Here is a 21,277-nt window from a genome sequence, read left to right as displayed (position 1 = left end):
AGGTCAGCGGGCGGCTTTGAGCAGCTGCGCGGCGAGTTTCTTGTCGGTCACGGTCTTTTTGGAACTGCCGGAGAAGATGTCGAGCGTGCCCTTCTTGGCGTCCCGTACCGAGATCACCAGCGGCGCGCCATCGGACGCCGAGGCGGTCTCGTTCTCGCTGGCGAGACTGAGCCCGGCAACCCCGGCGGCCGAGACGCCCACACCTGCTGCGGTGAGCGCCAGCAACCGCCGGCGATTGAACCGCGGGAACGCCTGGGCTCGGTAGCGACTACGACTCATGCTGGGCCTTTCGTCTGTTGGGGGCCGGACGGGCGTGCATTGTCGACGCCGGTGATTACGTGATCCACGAACGAGGGGTTCAAAAGTTTTTTCGAGCCATTTCTCCGGGGACTCACAGATTCGTGCGGCGACGGCGGCTGAGCAGGGCAATCATGATCGTCAGCAGGCCGACACCGAGTGCGCCACCGATCAGCCAGTGGCCCACGTTCGTGTTGTCGTCGCGACTGTCCGCGGACGCCAGCACCGGGTCGACGCTCGGCTCCGCGGCCGTCTCCTCGGCCGGCTCCACGGCCGCCTCCGCACTCGTCGTGGTGGCCGGCGACGTGGCCGGCGCGGCCGAGCCGCGGACCGGGGCGACCGACGGCTTCGCGCTCGTCTTCTTCACCGCGGGAGCCGCCGGGAAGACCAGGTCGGAACACGAGTAGTAGGTGTCCGGGGTGCTGGAGGTCTCCCAGACCACGTAGAGCATGTGCCGGCCGGTCCGCTGCGGCAGCGTCACCGACATCCGGTACGACCCGTCGGTCAGCGCCGGGTCGGTGAACGACGCGAGCGGCTTGCTGCCGAGGTCGTCCCAGGTCAGGCGCTTGGTCGGGTCGTACCCGGGCTTGGTCAGGAAGATCCGGAATTCACCCTTGTGCGGGATGGTTCCCCGGTAGGCGATGGGCAGCTTCTGCCCGGAGCGCACCGCGGTCGACGGGAAGTCCTCGCGAGGCAGGTCGAGCCCCTTGTACGCGTCGAGCCCGCCGCTGCAGAGCTTCCCGTCCGGCACCGACACGCGGTCGTCCTTCACGTTCGCGATCCGCAGGTTGTCGAACGCCCCGATGAACCCGTTCGTGGCGGTCTTCGCCGCCTTGCACGCCGCCGTGGAAGTCTTGGTGCCGTTCCCCGCGCAGGCGGCCGACCGGCTGATCGGCGTGATCGGCGTGCCGTGCGCGTACCCGGGCACGGCCGGTACGGCGAACACGGCAGCCGCGGTGAACAGAGCGGCGGCACAGAGGCGGCGGACGGACACGGGATTCCCCCAGGCGGGTCACACGACCGGGACGTTCCCGGTCACCCGGGGATACGGAGATCCGGCACCGCTCGTTCAGCGGGCCCGCGGTTGTGATTGCATGACCGGGTCCGGCAACACAAAACGGGAGGACTTCATGAACAAGCCCGACGTCGGTCCCATCCCCGACGAAGCCCCCAGCGATCTGCTGATCGAGGACCTCGTCGAGGGCACCGGCCCGGAAGCCACGCCCGGCGAGTACGTCAGCGTTCACTACGTGGGCGTGGCCCAATCCACGGGCAAGGAGTTCGACGCCTCCTACAACCGGGGCCAACCGCTCGGCTTCCGGGTCGGCGCCCAGCAGGTCATCTCCGGCTGGGACCAGGGCGTGGCCGGCATGAAGGTGGGCGGCCGCCGCAAGCTCACCATCCCGCCGCACCTGGGCTACGGCTCGGCGGGCGCCGGTGGCGTGATCAAGCCGAACGAGACCCTCATCTTCGTCGTGGACCTCGTCGAGGTCCACTGACCGCAGTCCGGCCGGTCAGGCCCGGGGGCTGTCCCCGGGCCCGCCCAGCAGCCCGGAGAGCCCGGCGGCCGCCTCCGCCTCGATCCGCGCGGCGGCGGCCTCCTCCTCGGCGATCCGCGCCTCCTCGGCCAGCACCTCGGCGGCCACCTCGGCCACGTGCGCCGCCCGCCGCTCCTCGACCGCCTCGACCAGAGCCTCCTCGTACCGCAGCTTGGCCTCGGCGACCTCGAGGTCGACGCGCTCCAGCGCCGCCTCCTCCGGCCGGGTGTGCTCCCAGATCCGGTTCAGCTGATCCACGGAGAGTTCACCGCGCCGGTACGCCTCCAGCGCCGCCCGCTCCACCAATTTGCGGCCCTCGTCCTTCGGGCCGGTCCACGCGTCCCACCGCGCCTGCTGATAGTGCTGCTCGGCCTGGGCGCGCACATCGTTCGCCTCGGTCGCCCGGTCCCGCGCCGCGTCGGCGGCCTCCACCGCCCGCCGCGCCGCGGCCCAGACCTCGCCGGCACCGGTCTCCAGTTCGGTCACCTCCGGCGCCACCTCGGGCACCGGCGCCGCGGGCGCGCGCCGCCCGGCGATGACGGCCATCCCCCCGAGCGCCAGCCCGGCGAGCAGGAGCAGCGCCAGCAGGATCTGCGCCGCTTCGATCCCCGTTCCACTCACGTTTTCCGACGCTAGTAGGAACGTGAGTCAGACGCACATCGGGGCCTACGGCATTGGCTGGGGTGGTGCGGGCTCCGGATCCGGCTCCCACGGCCAGTCGATCGGGATCACCTGGCCCCCTTGAGGGCCGCGCAGCCGCCGGTCTCGTCCGGCAGCAGCGGCCGGAAGGTGACCTGCCACTGCTTGCCACCCGACTTCCACGGGGTGCGCAGGTTCGCCTTGGCCGCGGCGGCCAGCACGGCGTCCTTCTCGGCGCCGGAGACGGCGAGGCAGTGCAGGCCGGCACCGGTGGACAGCTCGGCGCCGGGCAGCGCCGGGCCGGGCCAGTCCTGCGCCACCTGCTTCAGGCCGTCGTCGGCGGCGACGTACGGCTGGGCCAGCGCGGCCAGGGATGCCGGTTGCCATGCGGTGGGGGCGGGGGATCCGGACTCAGCGAACGCGGTCAGGTCGTCGGCGAACGCGGCCAGCTTCTTGCGGGCCGACTGCTGGACGGCGGAGAGCTTCGGGTCGTTCGGCAGCGCCTGGTGCAGGGCCATGACCCGCACCATCTGGGTCTTTCCGGCGGAGGTGGCGGTGATCACCGTGTCCGGGATGTCGGCGACGCCGGGCAGGCCGAGGTCGGCGCCGGTCTTCACGCCGGCGGCGACGGCGTCGTCCGCCCACTTGCGCGCCCGCTCCGGGGTGATCTTGATCATCTGCAGGTTGGGCAGGGCCGGGCCGGGCGCGATGGCGGGCACCGGGCCGTTGCTGATCACCCGGCCGTCGGCGTACACGGTCACGTCGGGCAGCCGGCCGTACGCGTAGCCGGCCGGGACGAAGCCGCCCTCCTGGGAGATCCGGACCAGAACGGTGGAGTCCTGCACCGGGGCGCTCTCGGCGATCGGATCGGCGGCGGAGCCGGCTTCGCCCGGCTGGGCGCAACCGGCCATCAGGATCAGGGGGACGGCGGCGGCGGTCAGGAGGCCGCGGGTTCGGGTCATGACCGGTACGACGAGACGCCCCGCCCCTCGGTTCCGTGCCCGCCGAAGAAACCCGCCGAAAGAGTTGATCGTGGCTACGGTGCGACCCGGGCACGCCGGCCGAGCACCTCGACCACGTCGCCCGGGTGAAGCTGACGGCCCCGGCGGGTGTCCACCTCGCCGTTCACGAGAACGTCGCCGGAAGCGATCAGGATCTTGCCCTCGCCCCCGGTGTCGATGAGGTCGGCCAGCTTGAGGAACTGACCCAGCCGGATCATCTGACCGTCGATCGACACGTCGCGCATCCGGACATCATCCGTCACCACCCGATCGCCCTCGGCGCCAGGGGACGTGAGACAGCTGAAAAGACCCGGAAAACTTTTGTCCGGGCATTGAACCATCGGGGCGCGTGATCCGAACTACCTCCCGTGAGGTATTTGGGAACAGCGCTGACCCTCGTGGCGACCGCCGGGGCGATCGGGATGGCCGGTCCGGCGTTCGCCGGTGTGACCGTCAGCCCGGCCACCGTGCCGCAGGGCAGTGGGCAGAACCTGACCTATCACGTGGTCAACGACGGCGCGGCGGCGCTGACCCGGGTGACCCTGCGGATCCCGGCGGACAGCCCGATCGCCGAGGTCTATCCGCTCTCCGTGGACGACTGGGCGCCGACGATCGAGTGGCAGAATCTCAGCACACCGCTGAAGACGATCCACAACGGCACCCCGGTCACCCAGGTGCCGAAGTCGATCACCTGGATCGCGGTGGGCGGCAAGTCGATCGCGCCCGGCGGCTCCGCGGACCTGAGCGTGGCGCTGGGCCCGCTGCCGACCCTCAGCTCGATGCAGTTCTCGCTGGTCGGGACGTACGCCGACGGCAAGACCGCGCCAGCGATGACCGCGAGCCTGACGCTCACCCCGGACGCCACCGGCACGGCGGGCCACGGCCACGACACCACCGGTGGGGACGCGACCGCCGACGAGGACGAGCTCTTCCGGCAGGCGGTGGCGGACGCGGAGCAGAACGCCCGGGGCTACTCGGTGCTCGCGATCGCCGGCTGGGTGGTCGCCGGGTTCGCGCTGCTCGGCGCCGGCTGGATCGTTCTGCGCAACCGGCACCGCGCCAGCGAGGAGCCGGACGACTCGCCCTCCCCCGAGGACGAGGCCGGCGAGGACAGGTCCGAGGAGAGGGCGGCGACGGACGACGAGCGGGAGGTCGTAGCGGCCGGCCGCTGGAGCCTGCGCGACTGAGACACCGAGTGCGGTTGCGTGAGCACCGCCGGAGAACTCCCCGCAGGGCAGGGTCCTTGCAGCGGGAAACCTCACGCGGGTGGGCGTGAGGCTGGTCGTGGGTACGCGCGTGGGGCGCGGGCCACGACAGGCGGGTGGGGCCGCGGGCAAGGCCCATGATCCGCGCACGGAGCGGGCGGCGAGGACACTCTCCGCCCGCTCCGTGTTTGCCCGGGTCTTGTTCCGCCAGGCTCCGGCGCTTGTTCCGCCAGGCTCCGGCGCTTGTTCCGCCGGGCTCAGGCGTTTGTTCCGCCAGGCTCAGGCCGGGACGACGCGCTCCGTGCGGAGGGCGTCGATGATCTCGCGCTCGATCCGCTCGGACTCGTCGTGCGGGACCTGGCAGGTACCGGCCGCGATGTGCCCGCCGCCGCCGTAACGCAGCATCACCTCGCCGATGTCCACCGGCGACGTGCGGTCCAGGATCGACTTGCCGCAGGCGAAGACCGTGTTCAGCTTCTGCCGCCCCCAGAGGACGTGCATCGAGACCCGGGCCTCGGGGAAGAGCGCGTACACCATGAACCGGTTGCCGGCCTCGATGATCTCCTCCTCGCGCAGGTCGATGATGACGACGTCGCCCTCCATCCGGCTGACCCGGTGCAGCTGCTCGACGAACCGGGCCGAGCAGTCGTGGAAGAGGGTGGCCCGCTCGGCGACGTCCGGCAGGGCGAGGATGTCCTGCACGTCGGGGTGCTCGATGCAGGCGTCGATGAGCATCATCATCAACTGGTAGTTGGAGATCCGGAAGTCACGGAACCGGCCGAGCCCGGTCCGGCTGTCCATCAGGAAGTTGAGCAGCGTCCAGCCGGTCGGGCTGAGGATGTCCGTGAGTGAGTAGTCCGCCGAGTCGGCCTGGTCGACCGCGGTCATCAGGTCGTCCGAGATGGTCGGGAAGCGCTCTTTGCCCCCGAAGTGGTTGTAGATCACCCGGGCAGCGGACGGTGCCTCCGGGTCGATCACATGGTTGGGGTGTTCGCCCGGGTTGCGCAACGTCTCCGAGTGGTGGTGGTCGTACACCCGGTGCGCCCGGGGATCGTACGGCAGGTTGGTGAGGATGTCCTGTTCGGTGATGTTGACCGCGCCGGTCTGCACGTCCCTGGGATGCACGAACGTGATCTCGTCGATCATGTCGAGTTTCCGCAGCAGCACGGCGCAGACCAAGCCGTCGAAGTCGCTGCGGGTCACGAGCCGGTACTTCACGGGTTCCCCCTCAATTGCCAACCTTATGTGCCCATTTTGCCCTTTTATCGGTTAGGTCTGCCCAGCAATCAAGGGAAGCTGCCGCATTGTGCTGGGCGGCACACATCACGATGAACCGCGGACGGGGGCTGCTGCGTAAGGTTCAAACGGACGCAACAAACCCGGTCGGAGGACACGGAGACGATGGACCAACCTCAGCTCATCCAGGAGCGCAGCGCGCCGCCGGCCACTCTGGTGATCTTCGGCGCCTCCGGTGACCTCACCCGCCGTAAACTGCTGCCTGCGGTAGAGAGCCTAGCCCGCCACAACCGGCTGCCCGACCAGTTCGCGCTGGTAGGCGTCGCCCGGACACCGATGTCCGACGAACAGTTCGCGGAGAGCGCCCTCGGCGGCCGCAGCCTGAGCGAGAAGCGACAGCTCGCCGGCGGCATCCGTTACGTTTCGGGCGGCTACGACGATCCGGAGACCTACAAGCGTCTGGCCGAGACGCTCGACGAACTCGACGCGCAGCGGGGCACGTCCGGAAACCGGCTGTTCTACCTCTCGACCCCGGCGAACGCGTTCGAGCCGGTGATCTGCGGCCTCGCCGCCGCCGGGCTGAACCAGGCGAACGAGGGCTCCTTCTCCCGCCTGGTCATCGAGAAGCCGTACGGGCGGGACGTGACCACCGCTCGCGAACTGGACGGCGTCGTGCACGCCGCGTTCGACGAGTCGAACGTCTTCCGGATCGACCACTACCTGGGCAAGGACACCGTCCAGAACGTGCTGGCGCTGCGCTTCGCCAACTCGATCTTCCAGCCGATCTGGGACCGCTCCTGGGTCGACCACGTGCAGATCACCGTCGCCGAGACGCTCGGCGTCGGGACCCGCGGCGGCTTCTACGAGTCGGCCGGCGCGATGCGCGACATCGTGCAGAACCACGTGCTCCAGGTCCTCGCGCTCGCGCTGATGGAGCCGCCGGCGTCGTTCGGCGGTGAGGGCCTGCGCAGCGAGAAGGTGAAGCTGCTCCAGGCGATCCGGCTCCCCACTGACCGGGACATCGCCGACGCGGCCGTCCGCGGGCAGTACACCCGGGGCGGTACCCGGGAGGAGCTGATGGCCGGTTACCGCGAGGAGATCGGCGTCGACCCGCTGTCGCGGACCGAGACGTACGCCGCCATGCGCCTGAACGTGGACAACTGGCGCTGGGCCGGCGTCCCGTTCTACGTGCGCACCGGCAAGCGCCTGCCGGCCCGGGTGACCGAGGTCGCGCTGCAGTTCCAGCGCCCGCCGCACCTGCCGATCCCGACCAGCCAGCTCACCGAGCTGGACGCGGACGCGCTGGTCCTGCGGATCCAGCCGAACGAGGGCATCTCGCTGCGCTTCGGCGCCAAGGTGCCGGGTCACTCGTTCCGGGTCCGGACCGCCAGCATGGACTTCTCGTACGACCAGACCTTCGTCGAGGAGTCCCCGGAGGCCTACGAACGCCTGCTGCTGGACGCGCTGGTCGGCGACGCGTCGCTGTTCATCCGCAGTGACGAGGTGCAGCAGTCCTGGCGGGTCGTCGACCCGATCATCGAGCACTGGGCGAAGGACCACTCGCCGATCCCGACGTACGAGGCGGCCTCCTGGGGCCCGTCCGACGCCGACCGGCTGATCGGGCGCAACGGCCGCAGATGGCGTAACACGATCTGATAAATGCGGGGGTGGGCGTGCTCGCATAGGGTTGTCAGCAACCCTGACGCCCGCCCCCGACCCGAAAGATCACAGCGAAATGCAGGTATCGGTCGCGCACCATCCACCGAACACGGCCGTCCTCGTCCTGCGCGGTTCCCTCGACATCGACACGGCGCCCGCTCTCAAGGCCAACCTCGGCCGCCTGGTCGAGCGGCCCGCCCCGCGTGTCGTGGTCGACGTCGCCGGGCTGGACTTCTGCGACTCGATGGGCGTCGGCGTCCTGGTGACCGCCCACGGCCGCGCCATGGAACGCGGCGGATGGGTCCGCCTCGCCGCGCCGTCCGGCTTTCTCCGGCGCCTCTTCGACACCCTCGGTCTCAGCGACCACCTGCCGATGTTTCCGGACGTGGCGACCGCCCTGAAAGAGGAATAAACCCTCCTCCGGTACGACCCGTCCAGCGCCGCCGCAGCCACCGGCCGGCTACACCGATGCGAGCCAGCCCACCGCCGCCTGCGATCCGCAGGTGAGGACAGGTCAGCGGGAAGCGACGGAGACCGCGTCGAGTGCGGCGACCGCTGCTCCCCGGGCGCCGGCCATGTCGAGGTCGGCGACCAGGGCGAACGCCGCCGACTTGGCCTGCTCGTCGCGGAGCTGGGTGCTGTCCCGCACGGTGTTCAGGAACCACTGCCGGAAGTGGGGAGCCGCCTCGACCACCCCGCCGCCCAGGAAGTAGGCGTTCGGGTCGGTGAAGTTGGCGGCGATGGTGAACAGCTTGCCGATGGCCCGGGCCTGCTGGGTGAAGACCGCGATGGCCATCGGGTCCTCCTTCTCCCCGTACCCGCGCAGCAGCTTGGCGGCCTTGCCGATCGGCTCGGCGGCGAGCGGGTGGTCCGGGAAGCGGGTCAGCCAGTACGGCAGCAGGTTGTTCTTGATGCCGGTGAGGGAGGCGATCGACTCCACGTCGCCCGCGAAGCCGCAGTTGCAGGTCGGCACCGGCTGGCCGTCCTCCAGCACCCCGTGCAACGGGATCTGCACGTGGCCCAGCTCGCCGGCCATCCCCGCGGTGCCGCGAATGACCTTGCCGTTCTCGACCACTCCTCCGCCGAGGCCGGTGCCGACGATCGCGGCGACCGACGACGTCTCCAGGGCGGCGGCGCCGAAGTGGCGGTGATGGGCGTAGAGGGCGGCGGCGTTCGCGTCGTTGTTGTAGATCACCGGCAGGCCGAGCCGGGCCTCGAGGGCGCCGCGGATGTCGAAGCCGTGCCAGGAGACCTGGTTGAAGTTGGTCGCGCCCTTGGAGGAGATCACGCCGTGGGCGCTGGCCGGGCCGGGGGTGTCCAGGCCGACCGCGCGGACCAGGGACCGCGGCGTGCTGGTCAGCTCCAGGATGCCGGTGAACGCCTCGGCGAGGGACTCGACGGCCGACTCCGGGCCGTCCAGGACCCGGCTCGGGTTCTCCACCAGGTTGTTCACCAGGAACTGGCCCGTCGCGTCGAGGACGGTGGCGTTGTTACAGGTCCCACCGTTGTCGAGACCGACGACGACCCAGGACGAGGGGGTGCGTACCGCTTCAGCCTGATCCACGGGAGGAAGCCTACGTCCGTCACCCGTGTCCGGTCACGGGTGCGCCCGGATTCCGGACGGGTCGGGTGACGGTTACACCCGCGCGGCACCCGCGTGAACCACTGCCGTCCGTTGCAACAACAAAGTCAGCCGTGGCCCTCCGCTGAAACAACGGAGCCGGCCGCGGCCGTCCGCCGGAAGAACGACGGCAGCCGTGCGGATCTCCGCACGGCTGCCGTCGTTGTCGCTACCGGGAGGACCGGCTCACTTGGCGCGAGCGGTGCGGCGCTTGCTCCACACGTCGAAGGCGACCGCGAGCAGCAGCACGAAGCCCTTGAAGAGCATGACCTCTTCCGGCGCCCGGCCGAGCAGGCCCATACCGTTGTTGATCACACCCATGATCAGGCCACCGGTGATCGCGCCGACGACCTTGCCGACGCCGCCCTGGACCGCGGCGCCGCCGATGAAGGCCGCCGCGATGGCGTCCAGCTCGAAGCTGTTACCGGCGGTCGGGCCGGCCAGGTTCAGGCGGCCGGCGAAGATGATGCCGGCGACCGCCGCCAGCACGCCCATGTTGACGAACAACCAGAACACGACCGACTTGACCTTGACGCCGGAGAGCGTCGCGGCCTGCAGGTTGCCACCGACGGCGTAGATCTGGCGGCCGAACACGGCCCGGTTGGTGACGAAGGTGTAGCCGACCACCAGCACGGCGAGCAGGACGAGCACCCACGGCAGGTTGCGGAACCGGGCGAGCTGCACGACCAGGAACATCACCAGCACCGCCGGGCCGGCGACCTTGAGGAGGAACAGCCACATCGGGTCGACGACCTGGTTGTAGCTGATCCGGCCGGCGCGGGCCCGCCACTGCACGAAGGCCAGGGCGACCACGACGACGACGCCGACGATGATGCTGAACAGGTCGGCGCCGCCGAGCGCGCCGAGCCCGATGTTGCCCATGAAACCGGGGATGAAGCCGTTGGCGAGGGTACGGATCTCGTCCGGGAACGGGCCGATGCCCTTGTTACCGAGGATCATGTAGGTGACCGCGCGGAACAGCAGCATGCCGGCCAGGGTGACGATGAAGGCGGGGATGCCGAAGTACGCCACCCAGTAGCCCTGCCAGGCGCCGATCGCCGCACCGACGGCCAGCGTCGCGATCACCGCGATCGGCCAGGGCAGATCCCAGTTCACCATCAGGACCGCCGCGATCGCACCGGTCGCCGCGACCACCGACCCCACCGACAGGTCGATGTGCCCCGCGATGATGATCAGCACCATGCCGATCGCCAGCACCAGGATGTACGAGTACTGGACGATGATGTTGCTGAGGTTCTGCGGCGCGAGCAGGTCACCGCCGGTCGCGACGGTGAACCCGAACACCAGCAGCGCGAGCGCGATGTAGATTCCGCTCTGCTTCAGGTCGAAGCTGACCCTCCGCGGCGCGTTGTCCTGGGCACCGGCCGGACCCTTGCTGACCGACATGTCAGCGTTGGTAGGTGCGACGGTCACGGCGCCACCTCCTGTTCTTCCTTCGTCATGAGAGTCATCAGGCTCTCCTGCGTGGCCTCGGCACGGGGCACCTCGCCGGTGATCCGGCCGGCCGAGAGGGTGTAGATACGGTCACAGATCCCGAGCAGCTCGGGCAGCTCGGACGAGATGACCAGGACGGCCTTCCCCTCGTCCGCGAGCCGGTTGATGATCGTATAGATCTCGTACTTCGCGCCGACGTCGATCCCTCGGGTCGGCTCGTCGAGGATCAGCACGTCCGGATCAGTGAAGATCCATTTCGACAGTACGACCTTCTGCTGGTTGCCGCCGGAGAGTTTGCCGACGATCGCCCCGACGTCCGGCGCCTTGATGTTCATGCTGGCGCGGTACTCGTTGGCGACCTTGAACTCCTCGTTGCCGTCGACCCAGCCGCCCTTGGCAAGCTTGGACAACGCGGCCGCCGAGATGTTGCGCTTGATGTCCTCGATCAGGTTCAGGCCGTACCGCTTGCGGTCCTCGGTCGCGTACGCGATGCCGTGGTCGATCGCCTCGCGTACCGTCCGGGCCTGGATCTGGATGCCGTCCTTGATCAGGCGGCCGGAGATGTTGACGCCGTAGGAGCGGCCGAAGACGCTCATCGCCAGCTCGGTGCGGCCGGCGCCCATCAGGCCGGCCAGCCCGACGATCTCGCCCCGGCGCAGCGTCATGTTCGCCTTGCGGACCAGCGCCCGGTCGGGCTGGGTCGGGCTGTAGACCGTCCAGTCCTCGATCCGCAGTGCCTCTTCGCCGATCGTCGACTCGTGCTCCGGGTACCGGTGCTCCATGTCACGGCCGACCATGCCGGAGATGATCTTCTCCTCGGAGAGGTTCTCGATCTCGTCGGTCCAGATGGTCTTGCCGTCGCGCAGGATGGTGACCCGGTCCGAGATTCCCATCACCTCGTTGAGCTTGTGCGAGATGATGACGCAGGTGATGCCCTCGTCACGAAGGCCTCGGAGCAGGTTCAGCAGGTGTGCTGAATCCTCGTCGTTGAGGGCCGCGGTGGGCTCGTCGAGAATCAGCAGCTTGACGTCCTTGGAGAGCGCCTTGGCGATCTCCACCAGCTGCTGCTTGCCCACGCCCAGCTCGAGCACGTGGGTGACCGCGCTCTCGTTCAGGCCGACGCGGCGCAGCAATGTATCCGCCGCCGCGTTGGTCTCGTTCCAGTTGATCCAGCCGCGCTTGCTGCGCTCGTTGCCGAGGAAGATGTTCTCCGCGATCGAGAGGTTCGAGGCGAGCGCCAGCTCCTGGTGGATGATGACGATGCCGCGGTGCTCACTGTCGCGGATACCGGAGAACTGGCAGGACTCGCCCTCGAACTCGATGTCGCCCTCATAGGTGCCGTGCGGGTAGACCCCGGAGAGCACCTTCATCAGGGTCGACTTGCCAGCTCCGTTCTCCCCGCAGATGGCGTGGATCTCGCCCCTGCGCACGTCCAGGTTGACGTCCTGCAGCGCCTTGACGCCCGGGAACGTCTTGGTGATGCCGCTCATCCGCAGGATCGTGTCGGTCATGCAGACCCTCCTATGGGCCGATCAGTTCCGCGCCCCGCCCGTCGGACGGGCGGGGCGCGGAGCTCAGATCACTTCAGCTGGTCAGCGGTGTAGTAGCCGCTGTCGATGAGGACCTTCTGGTAGTTCTCCTTGTTGACGATGACCGAATCGAGCAGCATGGCCGAAACGATCTTCTTGCCGTTGTCGTAGTCGGTGGTGTTGTTCGTCTTCGGGGTCTCGCCCTTCAGGATGGCGTTGGCCATCTCGCCGGTGACCTTCGCCAGCTCGCGGGTGTCCTTGTAGATGGTGGAGTACTGCTCACCCGCGATGATCGACTTGACCGACGCCAGCTCGGCGTCCTGGCCGGTGACGACCGGGTACTTCTGGGAGGCGGTACCGTAACCGGCCGACTTCAGCGCCGAGAGGATACCGATCGAGATGCCGTCGTAGGGCGAGAGAACGCCGTCGACCTTGGCGCCACCCTTGTAGGTGGAGGTCAGGATGTTCTCCATGCGCTTCTGCGCGGTCTCCGGGTCCCAGCGGAGGGTGGCGACCGTCTTGAAGTCCTTCTGACCCGACTTGATGACGATCGTGCCGTCCTTGATGTACGGGTCGAGGATGCTCATCGCGCCGTTGAAGAAGAAGGTCGCGTTGTTGTCGTCCGGCGAGCCGGCGAACAGCTCGACGTTGAACGGGCCCTTCACGTCGCCCTTGCTGCCGTCGGCCTTCAGCACGCCGAGACCGGTCAGGAGCGAGGTCGCCTGCTGCACACCGACCTTGAAGTTGTCGAAGGTGGTGTAGTAGTCCACGTTCGCGTTGTCGCGGATCAGGCGGTCGTACGCGATGACCGGGATGTTCGCGGCCTTGGCGTTGTCCAGCTGGCTGGAGAGCGCGGTGCCGTCGATCGACGCGATGATCAGCAGCTTCGCGCCCTTGGTGATCTGGCTGTCCAGCTGCTGGGTCTGGGTCGGGATGTCGTTCTCCGCGTACTGGAGGTCGACCTTGTAGCCCATGCCCTCGAGCTGCGACTTGAGGTTGTCGCCGTCGTGGATCCAGCGCTCCGACGACTTGGTCGGCATGGTGATGCCGATCAGGGCGCCGGCGGTGTCGCCGCCGGAGGCAGCCTTGTCCGTGCTCTTCTCGCTCGAGCCACAGGCGGCCATGGTCGTCACCAGCGCGACGGCACTCAACGCCGCCGCGAACCGGGTGTATTTCACGGTGGTTTCTCCTCTTTGAGAGCGGTGTTACAGGGGGCGGGCCAGGCGGTGGTATGCCTGGTTCCACCGCACCCGGTCGGCGAAATCGTCGGTCGTGGTGCGGTCATCGATGAGCAGGAGCTCGGTCTGGGCCATCGTCGCGAAGTCCCGGAGGACCTCGGAGCCGACGGCCTGGGTGAGGACCGTGTGGTGCGGTCCTCCTGCGGTGAGCCAGCACTCCGCCGAGGTAGAAAGCGACGGCGCAGGCTTCCACACCGCACGAGCAACTGGCAAATTAGGCAGCGGCTCGTCCGGCGGAACCACTTCGATGACGTTCGCCACCAGGCGGAACCGGTCGCCGAGGTCGGCGAGTCCGATCACCACACCTGGTCCGGACGTGGCGTCGAACACCATGCGGACCGGGTCCTCCCGGCCGCCGATGCCCAGTGGGTGGATCTCCACGCGAGGCCGCGCGGACGCGATGGTCGGACAGACCTCGAGCATGTGGGCACCGAGGATCTTCGGTTCGCCCGGACCGAAGTGGTATGTGTAGTCCTCCATGAAGGACGTGCCCCGGCCGGTACCGGCGCCCATCGCCTTCACGGTGGCCAGCAGCGCGGAGGTCTTCCAGTCCCCCTCGCCGCCGAACCCGTACCCGTCGGCCATCAGCCGCTGGACGGCCAGGCCGGGCAGCTGCCGCAGACCACCGAGGTCCTCGAAGTTGGTGGTGAAGGCACCGAAGCCACCGTCGGTGAGGAACTGCCGCAGGCCGGCCTCGATCCGGGCGCCGTAGCGCAGCGAGTCGTGCCGCGCGCCGCCCTTCGCCAGCTCCGGCGCCAGCTCGTAGAGCTCCGCGTACTCCCCGACGAGGTCGTCGACGGCCTTCTCATCGACCGCGTCGACGACGGCGACCAGGTCGTTCACGCCGTACGTGTTGACCGAGACGCCGAAGCGCAGCTCGGCCTCGACCTTGTCGCCCTCGGTGACCGCAACGTCGCGCATGTTGTCGCCGAAGCGGGCCAGCCGCAGGGTGCGCAGGCGCTGCAGGCCGGCCGCCGCCTTCGCCCACCCGTCGATCCGGGCCACCACCGACGGGTCGGACACGTGCCCAGCCACCGTCTTGCGCGGCACGCCCAGTCGCGCCTGGATGAACCCGAACTCCCGGTCGCCGTGGGCGGCCTGGTTGAGGTTCATGAAGTCCATGTCGATGGACTCCCAGGGCAACGAGATGTTGTGCTGGGTGTGCAGGTGCAGCAGCGGCTTGCGCAGCGCGTCGAGGCCGGAGATCCACATCTTGGCCGGCGAGAACGTGTGCATCCACGCGATCACACCGATCACGTCGGGATCGCTGTTCGCCTCGAGCATCACCCGCTTGATCGCGCCGGAGTCGGTCAGCACCGGGCGGGTGACGAGTTCGGCACCGAGGCCGGCCGCCAGGGTGCGCTGGATCTCAGCGGACTGGTCGGCGACCTGCTGCAGGGTTTCCGGCCCGTACAGATGCTGACTGCCGGTCAGAAACCAGATCTGCGGTTTCATCGTATTTCCTTTGGTGTCGACGGTGGTGCTGTTACCGATCCCGGTCAGGCTTCACTCAAAGTAATCGTGCAGCACCGCACAGTCGCCGATCTTGGCTGTTTCCGAATTGCCACCGAAGGCCACCCCACCCCGTGACCGAACGGCGATTCGGGACCGTTCACGGTCCCGGACGCCGCTCCGGCAACGGGGGTCACGCTCGACTCAGCGGGCACGGGTGGCACCTCCACGAGGGGGGCCGACTGCGGCGACAGCCACACGGCGGCGGGGCGAACCCAGTGTTATCGCTAACAATTGTTGTGTCAACGGATCTTCGCAACAACGCGGTAACGGCCGCTTAACCGGACCGTCGTCACCGCTCAGGCGGGCGGTGCCACGCTCTCACGTACCACCAATTGTGCCGGAACGATCACCGTGTCCGCTGCCCCGGGTTCCTCTCGCAGCTGACCCAGCAACAGCGTCAGGGCGGCCCGGGCGACATCGCCGAACGACTGCCGCACCGTGGTCAGCGGCGGAAATGAAGTACGCCGCCTCGGGCACGTCGTCGAAGCCCACCACGCTGACGTCGTGCGGCACCCGGCGGCCGCGCTCGTGCAGCGCTCGCAGCACACCCAGGGCCAGGTGGTCGTTGGCCGCGAAGATCGCGGTGACCTCGGGCATCCGGGCCAGCATCTGGCCGGCGCGGTAGCCCTCGGCGGCCGACCAGTCCGCGCTCAGCAGCGGCGGCACCTCGCGCCCGGCCTCCAGCAGGGTCTGCCGCCAGCCGTGGATGCGGCCTGCCGAGTCGAACCACTCGGTCGGCCCGGAGACGTGCCAGACCGTCTCGTGCCCGGCCTCGAGCAGGTGCCGCACCGCCGCCCGGGCCCCGGCCACCTGATCGACCGTGACCAGGGAACGGCCGGCCGCCGGGTCGCCGTCGATGAAGACCACCGGCACGTCGGCCGGGATCTCGGCGAGCGCCTCGGTGGCCGAGGCGACCTGGGCGATCACGACCAGGCCGGCGACCCGCTGGTCCAGGTGACGGTCGACGACCGCGGAGATCGAGTCACGGTCCAGCTCCCGGACACTGCCGACGCTCACCGCGAAACCGGCGTCCGCCGCCGCCTGCTCGAACTCGGTCAGCATGGACGCCGGGCCGTAGAGCATGCTGTTGCGCGCGACCACGCCGATCAGCTGCGAACGGCCGGTGACCAGGGCACGGGCCGCTCGGTTGGGGCGGTAGTTCAGCTCCGCGATGGCCGCCCGCACCCGCAGCCGGGTCTGCTCCTTGACGTTCGGATGATCGTTCAGGACGCGGGAGACGGTCTGGTGGGAGACCCCGGCCAGCCGTGCCACGTCCGTCATCGCCGGGGAACGGGATCCCTTGGTCTCCACTTGCGCACCTCGCCAGGTCCGGATCTATTGGAGCGTAGCGGCAGGCCGCGCGTCTCCCGGTATGGGAAATGTTATCGATAACAATGCCTGCGCCGCGAGCCCCTGCGGCGACGGTTGCCGCGCGTCCCCGTACTCTCGGCACGGATGGACGCGACATCAACGACCGGCAGCCCCGTCGTTATCGGCTCAGCGGGCGACGAGGGTTTCACCTCCCTGCGCCGGCCCGCACGTCCGCGCGCCGAACGATACGAGATCGGCCGCTCCCTGCGCGAGCGGTCCCCCCGTTCGGACATGGCCCAGTGGCAGGCCCCCGCCGGCCGGCCCGATCCGGTGGACCAGGTGATCCAGTCCCATGAGGGCCGGCTCCCCTGGCTCGTCCCGGTCCGCATCGGCCGGATGATCACCAGTCCGTACGCGTTCCTGCGTGGCACCGCCGGCCTGATGGCGGACGACTTCGCCAGCCTCGCACACACCGGCATCACCCCGGTGATCTGCGGCGACGCCCACCTCGGCAACTTCGGCTTCTACGCCTCCCCGGAGCGGGAGCTGGTCTTCGACCTCAACGACTTCGACGAGGCGCACCCGGGCCCCTGGGAGTGGGACCTGCGCCGCCTGGTGGTCAGCGTCCACGTGGCCGGCCGGGTCAACGGCTTCCGGGAGAGCGCCTGCTCCCAGGCGGTGCAGCACTGCGTCGAGGAGTACCGGCACCAGATCGCCATGCTGTCCGACCGGCCGCTGCTGGCCCGCTCGTTCGACCAGCTCGATGTCGACGCGATGCGCAGCGCCGCGAGCCGGTCCAGCTTCCGTGACGAGATCGAACGGGCCGCCCGCCGGGCGCGGCGGCGCACCAGCGACCGGGCGCTGCCCCGGTTCACCGAGCGGCGCGACGGCACCCGCCGGCTGGTCGAGGAGCCGCCGGTGATCACCCGGCCCCCGGACGGCGACCGCGAGCTGCTGGACGAGGCGCTGGACGGTTACCTCAACACGCTCAAGCCGCACTGGGCACGGATCCTCGGTGGGTACCGGATCGTCGACGTGGCGCACAAGGTGGTCGGCGTCGGTTCGGTCGGTCTGCGGGCGTACGTCGCGCTGTGCGAGGGCAGCGACCCCGAGGACGTGGTGTTCCTGCAGCTCAAGCAGGCCCGCCGGTCGGTCATCGCGAAGCACCAGCACGGCGCCCTGGCCTGGCACCGGCACCAGGGTCAGCGGGTGGTGGAGTACCAGCAGGCGCTCCAGACGGTCAGCGACCCGCTGCTGGGGTGGACCACCGTGGGCGAGCACCAGTACTACGTGCGGCAGTTCCGCGACATGAAGGGCGCGATCCTGGTCGAGGACATGAACGCCGGGGCGCTCGCCGACTACGCCGGGATCTGCGGCTACCTGCTGGCCAAGTCGCACGCCAGGACCAGCGGCGCGTCGATGATCGCCGGCTACTGCGGGAGCAGCGACAAGCTCGACGAGTCCCTGGCGCGGTTCGCCCGGCTCTACGCCGACCAGGTGGAGCGCGACCACCAGGCACTGGTCACCGCCGTACGGCGCGGCGAACTGGCGGCGGAGACGGCATGAGCGAATCGATCGGCTCGACTGGAACAAGGATGTACCGATGAGCGGAGTGGTTTCCCTGGCGTCCGCGAGGTTGCGGGAGTTCTGGACCGAGCGGCACCTGTGCACGCTGACCACCCTGCGCGCGGACGGATCGCCGCACGTGGTCGCCGTCGGCGCCACCCTCGACCCGGTCGCCGGGATCGCCCGGGTGATCTCGTCCAGCGCGTCCGCCAAGGTCCGGCACGTACGCCGGGGCCAGCAGCGGGTCGCCATCTGCCAGGTGGAGGGCCCCCGCTGGAGCACCGTGGAGGGGATCGCGATCGTCCGCGACGACCCGGACTCGGTCGCCGAGGCGGTACGGCGGTACGCGGAGCGCTACCGGACGCCCCGGCCCAACCCGGCGCGCGTGGTCATCGAGGTCGAGGTGACCCGCGTGCTCGGCTCCGCCTCGATCATCGCCTGACGTTCCCGCTCCCGCGCCGGCCGGCGCAGGTGGCTGACGGCCAGGTAGATCAGGTAGATCGTGACCAGAGGCGCGCCCGGGAACTTCAGCGAGCGGACCAGGCCGGAGCCGTCCGGCAGCACCGAGAAGGCCGCGACGATCGTGATGACCATCACCACCTTGGTACGCAGGGTGGTGGCGGCCAGCAGGGTCAGCGGCCAGAGCGTGTACCAGGGCAGGAAGACCGGGGCCAGGGCCACCGTGGCGACCACCGCCGCCGCGGCCCCGCAGAGCGCGGCCCGGCCCGGGTCGGCGCGGTCCAGCAGCGCCCGCACCCAGATGACCACCAGCGCGACGGCGAGCACGGCCAAAGCGGCCGCGCGGACCGCCGGGACCGCGTCGAAGCCGGGGTCGAACAGCTGTCCGGCGTAGGTGATCGTCATACCCACCGCGGTCGGCATCGAGCTGAACTGGACCAGCGCCTCGCTGTCCCGCATACCGGCGATCCAGCCGAGGTCGAGCCCGCCGGCCACGGTGATCCCGGCCAGGGTCGCGGCGGCCGCGCCGATGACGCCCGCCGCCCCGATCGCCAGCCCGCGCGGGTCGATCGCGCGTCGCCGGGTGTGGGCGGCGGCGACCGCCAGGACCGCGAACGGGACGGCGATCAGCGCGGTCGCCTTGACCGCCACCGCGCCGCCGAGCAGGACACCCGCGCCGATCATCGCGGCCGGACGGCGCGGGAACCGGGTCGCCAGCGCCAAGCCGGCGACCAGCAGGCCGAGCATCGCCGCGTCGTTGTGCGGGCCGCCGATCAGGTGCGCGCCGATCAGCGGGCCGGCCAGCGCCAGCCACAGCGCCCGGGCCGGCGGCACCCCGCACCGCCGGGCCAGCACCGGCAGCCCGGCCGCCATCGCCAGCACGCCGATCAGCGCGACCAGCCGGAACAGCACCAGCGGCAGGATCAGGGAGCCGAGCTGCGGCGGCAGCGCGTCGACGACGCCGGGAGCGAGCGGCACGGCCTGCCCGGCCGCGACGACGGCCGCGGCGAGCAGGATGAAGAGCGGGCCGTACGGCGCCACGGTGTCCCGCCAGATCGGCGGCACCGCCCCGACCCAGGTGCAGGGCAGCGTCTGCGCGGTCGACGAGTACGGACTCAGGCCGTTCGCGTAAAGCTCGCCCTGGCAGCTGTACGAGTAGAAGTCCCGGCTCCCGACCGGCGGCAGGAACAGGAACGGCGCGGTCCAGAGCGCGATCGTGCCGAGCACCCACCGCGGGCTGTGGTCGCGGTCCCGGCCGGTCCACCAGGCGTACCCCATCAGGGCGGTGCCCACCAGCCACAGCGAGGTGACCACGATGTTGTGGTTGCCCTTGGCCGGCAACGCCCCACCGAGCAGCCCGGCGACGAGAAGCAGGACGGAACCACCGAAACCGACCCAGCGCAGGGCCCGCGACGTCAACACCGGCAGATGGTCGCGACAGCGGGTGAGCAGCAGGCCGAGCCTGGGAGAACGGCAGGCGTCCAGCAGACGATGAGGTGACCCGGTTCGGTCGATGTTCATCCCGGCCTCACGCCCCCGTCACGCGGCCCCGCTCGGATCGAGACCGGCGGGTGGAGACTGCCACGGCGACGCAAGCCGCCGGAACCCCGGCCGCGACCACGCCGGGGGCCGCTCTGCGGTTTCAGGCCGCGGCGCGGCGGCCGGGTGCGATCCGCAGTACGGCGGGCGGCCGCACGCCGAGCACCTCGGCGTAGTGACCGAGCAGCTCATCGCCGACCGCCGCCCAGCTGCGGCCCGCGATCGCGGCGCGACCGGCGGCGCCCATGCCGCGGCGCAGCGCCGGATCGGCGGCGAGCCGGGCGACCGCCGCGGTGAACCCGGCCGCCTCGTGCGGCGGGACCAGCAGGCCGGTCCGCCCGTCCGCGACCAGGTCGCACGGGCCGCCCTTGGCCGGAGCCACCACCGGGACGCCGCTGGCCATCGCCTCCTGAACGGTCTGGCCGAACGTCTCGAACGGGCCGGTGTGGGCGAACACGTCCAGGCTGGCGTAGATCCGGGCGAGCTGGCCGCCGTGCCGCGCGCCGAGGAACGTGGCGTGCGGCAGCGCCCTGCGCAGTCGCTCCTCGGCCGGACCGGCACCGACGATCACCAGCCGCACGCCCGGCAGGCACGAGACGCCGGCGAGGAGGTCGACCTCCTTCTCGACGGCAAGCCGGCCGACGAACCCGACCAGCACCTCGTCGTCGCGGCAGAGCGCGCGGCGCACCCCGGCGCTGCGCCGGCCGGGGTGGAAACGGACGTCGTCGACACCACGTCGCCACAGGTGGACCCGTTCGACACCGTGCCGCCGCAGCGCGGACATCGACTCGGTGGAGGGCGCGAGGGTGCGGGCGGCACCGTTGTGCAGCCGCCGGATCCAGCGCCACGACAGGTCCTCGCAGACGCCCAGGTTCCGGGCTCGGGCGTACGCGGCGACATCGGTCTGGTAGACCGCCACCGTGGGCAGGCCCAGCGACGCCGCCGCGGTACGACCCCACGCGCCCAGCACGAACGGGCTCGCCAGGTGGACCACCTCGGCACCGTGACCCCGGATCGCGGCACGCAGCGCCGGCATCGGCAGGCCGAGCCGGATCTGCGGATATCCGGGCAGCGGGATCGAGGGGATCCGCACGACCGGGTACGGCAGCGTGGCGGGCATCGGGGCCGGTGCGGGTACCGGTGCGATGACGATCGGTTCGTGGCCGGTGCGGATGAGGTGCTCCGCGGTCCGCACCACCGAGTGGGCGACGCCGTTGACGTCCGGCATGAAGGACTCTGTGACCAGCGCGATGCGCATGCCCCCAGGGAAAGGCCGGGCCCGGACCGCTGAGCACCGGCCCCATGACGCGCAGTTTAAGCGTGGCTTACATCACTGATGTTCGCCTCGCTGTCGCTTGTATTTAGCTGAAAGGTTCCTGAATGCCTCCTCACAACCGCCATGGGCGTACGTCGATTGACGGCAGTCGCACAAAGGGGCGTTGACGGTGCGCCGATCCGGACGGAGGGTC

19 protein-coding genes and 1 pseudogene are annotated in these 21,277 nt (G+C 70.0%); 6 read left to right on the top strand and 14 right to left on the bottom strand.

What is annotated here, in order from left to right:
• Window positions 1-3: 3 nt before the first annotated feature.
• Entirely contained in the window at window positions 4-279 is a 276-nt protein-coding gene (locus tag CHC09_RS13440; protein ID WP_089293402.1) for a hypothetical protein, read from the bottom strand.
• A gap of 112 nt (window positions 280-391) precedes the next feature.
• Window positions 392-1,291: a lytic polysaccharide monooxygenase gene (locus CHC09_RS13435; RefSeq protein ID WP_089293401.1), complete on the bottom strand. Its 900-nt coding sequence runs from the start codon at window positions 1,289-1,291 to the stop codon at window positions 392-394.
• 136 nt (window positions 1,292-1,427) lie between these two features.
• Here CHC09_RS13435 and CHC09_RS13430 point away from each other — a divergent pair, with 136 nt between their 5' ends.
• Entirely contained in the window at window positions 1,428-1,796 is a 369-nt protein-coding gene (locus CHC09_RS13430; protein ID WP_089293683.1) for an FKBP-type peptidyl-prolyl cis-trans isomerase, read from the top strand.
• 15 nt (window positions 1,797-1,811) lie between these two features.
• On the opposite strand, the gene CHC09_RS13425 is transcribed toward CHC09_RS13430, so the two are convergent.
• From CHC09_RS13425 to CHC09_RS13415, 3 genes are all read right to left on the bottom strand, one after another.
• Window positions 1,812-2,456, bottom strand: a complete 645-nt coding sequence (locus tag CHC09_RS13425; RefSeq protein WP_089293400.1) for a hypothetical protein — start codon at window positions 2,454-2,456, stop codon at window positions 1,812-1,814.
• A gap of 107 nt (window positions 2,457-2,563) precedes the next feature.
• Window positions 2,564-3,436: a hypothetical protein gene (locus tag CHC09_RS13420; protein WP_089293399.1), complete on the bottom strand. Its 873-nt coding sequence runs from the start codon at window positions 3,434-3,436 to the stop codon at window positions 2,564-2,566.
• 74 nt (window positions 3,437-3,510) lie between these two features.
• Window positions 3,511-3,720 carry an RNA-binding S4 domain-containing protein gene (locus tag CHC09_RS13415; RefSeq protein WP_089293398.1) on the bottom strand — a complete coding sequence of 70 codons (210 nt, stop codon included), beginning with the start codon at window positions 3,718-3,720 and terminating at the stop codon, window positions 3,511-3,513.
• 123 nt (window positions 3,721-3,843) lie between these two features.
• Between CHC09_RS13415 and CHC09_RS13410 the strand changes: the two genes are divergently transcribed.
• Window positions 3,844-4,662 (top strand): DUF1775 domain-containing protein, encoded by an 819-nt coding sequence (locus tag CHC09_RS13410; RefSeq protein ID WP_218827165.1) that lies wholly within the window; start codon window positions 3,844-3,846, stop codon window positions 4,660-4,662.
• Window positions 4,663-4,959: 297 nt separating this feature from the next.
• Here CHC09_RS13410 and CHC09_RS13405 read toward each other — a convergent pair whose 3' ends face one another.
• Window positions 4,960-5,898 carry a DHH family phosphoesterase gene (locus CHC09_RS13405; RefSeq protein ID WP_089293396.1) on the bottom strand — a complete coding sequence of 313 codons (939 nt, stop codon included), beginning with the start codon at window positions 5,896-5,898 and terminating at the stop codon, window positions 4,960-4,962.
• Window positions 5,899-6,081: 183 nt separating this feature from the next.
• Between CHC09_RS13405 and zwf the strand changes: the two genes are divergently transcribed.
• Together zwf and CHC09_RS13395 are read left to right on the top strand one after the other, a co-directional pair.
• On the top strand, window positions 6,082-7,572 hold the full coding sequence (gene zwf / locus CHC09_RS13400) for a glucose-6-phosphate dehydrogenase (protein ID WP_089293395.1): 1,491 nt from the start codon (window positions 6,082-6,084) through the stop codon (window positions 7,570-7,572).
• Between the two features lie 79 nt (window positions 7,573-7,651).
• The gene (locus CHC09_RS13395; protein ID WP_089293394.1) at window positions 7,652-7,987 is read left to right on the top strand and encodes an STAS domain-containing protein; all 336 of its coding nucleotides are present in this window, start codon (window positions 7,652-7,654) and stop codon (window positions 7,985-7,987) included.
• A gap of 102 nt (window positions 7,988-8,089) precedes the next feature.
• Here the strand turns inward: CHC09_RS13395 and CHC09_RS13390 are convergent, their stop codons facing one another.
• The 6 genes and pseudogenes from CHC09_RS13390 to CHC09_RS13365 form a co-directional block, all read right to left on the bottom strand.
• Complete coding sequence (locus CHC09_RS13390) at window positions 8,090-9,139, bottom strand: ROK family protein (RefSeq protein ID WP_089293393.1); 1,050 nt, start codon at window positions 9,137-9,139, stop codon at window positions 8,090-8,092.
• 243 nt (window positions 9,140-9,382) lie between these two features.
• Window positions 9,383-10,630 carry a multiple monosaccharide ABC transporter permease gene (gene mmsB, locus CHC09_RS13385; RefSeq protein WP_203833130.1) on the bottom strand — a complete coding sequence of 416 codons (1,248 nt, stop codon included), beginning with the start codon at window positions 10,628-10,630 and terminating at the stop codon, window positions 9,383-9,385.
• On the bottom strand, window positions 10,627-12,162 hold the full coding sequence (gene mmsA, locus CHC09_RS13380) for a multiple monosaccharide ABC transporter ATP-binding protein (RefSeq protein ID WP_089293392.1): 1,536 nt from the start codon (window positions 12,160-12,162) through the stop codon (window positions 10,627-10,629). The genes mmsB and mmsA overlap by 4 nt, the downstream gene beginning before the upstream one ends.
• A gap of 68 nt (window positions 12,163-12,230) precedes the next feature.
• On the bottom strand, window positions 12,231-13,358 hold the full coding sequence (chvE, locus tag CHC09_RS13375; RefSeq protein ID WP_089293391.1) for a multiple monosaccharide ABC transporter substrate-binding protein: 1,128 nt from the start codon (window positions 13,356-13,358) through the stop codon (window positions 12,231-12,233).
• A gap of 27 nt (window positions 13,359-13,385) precedes the next feature.
• Complete coding sequence (gene araA, locus CHC09_RS13370; protein ID WP_089293390.1) at window positions 13,386-14,873, bottom strand: L-arabinose isomerase; 1,488 nt, start codon at window positions 14,871-14,873, stop codon at window positions 13,386-13,388.
• Between the two features lie 356 nt (window positions 14,874-15,229).
• Window positions 15,230-16,214 (bottom strand): annotated as a pseudogene (locus CHC09_RS13365) (LacI family DNA-binding transcriptional regulator).
• A gap of 174 nt (window positions 16,215-16,388) precedes the next feature.
• Between CHC09_RS13365 and CHC09_RS13360 the strand changes: the two are divergent.
• The gene (locus CHC09_RS13360; protein WP_089293389.1) at window positions 16,389-17,810 is read left to right on the top strand and encodes a DUF2252 domain-containing protein; all 1,422 of its coding nucleotides are present in this window, start codon (window positions 16,389-16,391) and stop codon (window positions 17,808-17,810) included.
• Window positions 17,811-17,847: 37 nt separating this feature from the next.
• On the top strand, window positions 17,848-18,252 hold the full coding sequence (locus CHC09_RS13355) for a pyridoxamine 5'-phosphate oxidase family protein (protein WP_089293388.1): 405 nt from the start codon (window positions 17,848-17,850) through the stop codon (window positions 18,250-18,252).
• On the opposite strand, the gene mptB is transcribed toward CHC09_RS13355, so the two are convergent.
• Window positions 18,165-19,691 carry a polyprenol phosphomannose-dependent alpha 1,6 mannosyltransferase MptB gene (gene mptB, locus CHC09_RS13350; protein WP_239138315.1) on the bottom strand — a complete coding sequence of 509 codons (1,527 nt, stop codon included), beginning with the start codon at window positions 19,689-19,691 and terminating at the stop codon, window positions 18,165-18,167. The two genes, CHC09_RS13355 and mptB, sit on opposite strands and share 88 nt — an antisense overlap.
• A 220-nt stretch (window positions 19,692-19,911) precedes the next feature.
• Window positions 19,912-21,066: a glycosyltransferase family 4 protein gene (locus CHC09_RS13345; RefSeq protein WP_089293387.1), complete on the bottom strand. Its 1,155-nt coding sequence runs from the start codon at window positions 21,064-21,066 to the stop codon at window positions 19,912-19,914.
• Window positions 21,067-21,277 lie beyond the last annotated feature (211 nt).

The organism is Actinoplanes regularis (genome assembly GCF_900188005.1).
Taxonomy (GTDB): Bacteria; Actinomycetota; Actinomycetes; order Mycobacteriales; family Micromonosporaceae; genus Actinoplanes; species Actinoplanes regularis.
Note: the sequence above shows the minus strand (reverse complement) of the source record. Positions and strands in the feature narration are given on the sequence as shown.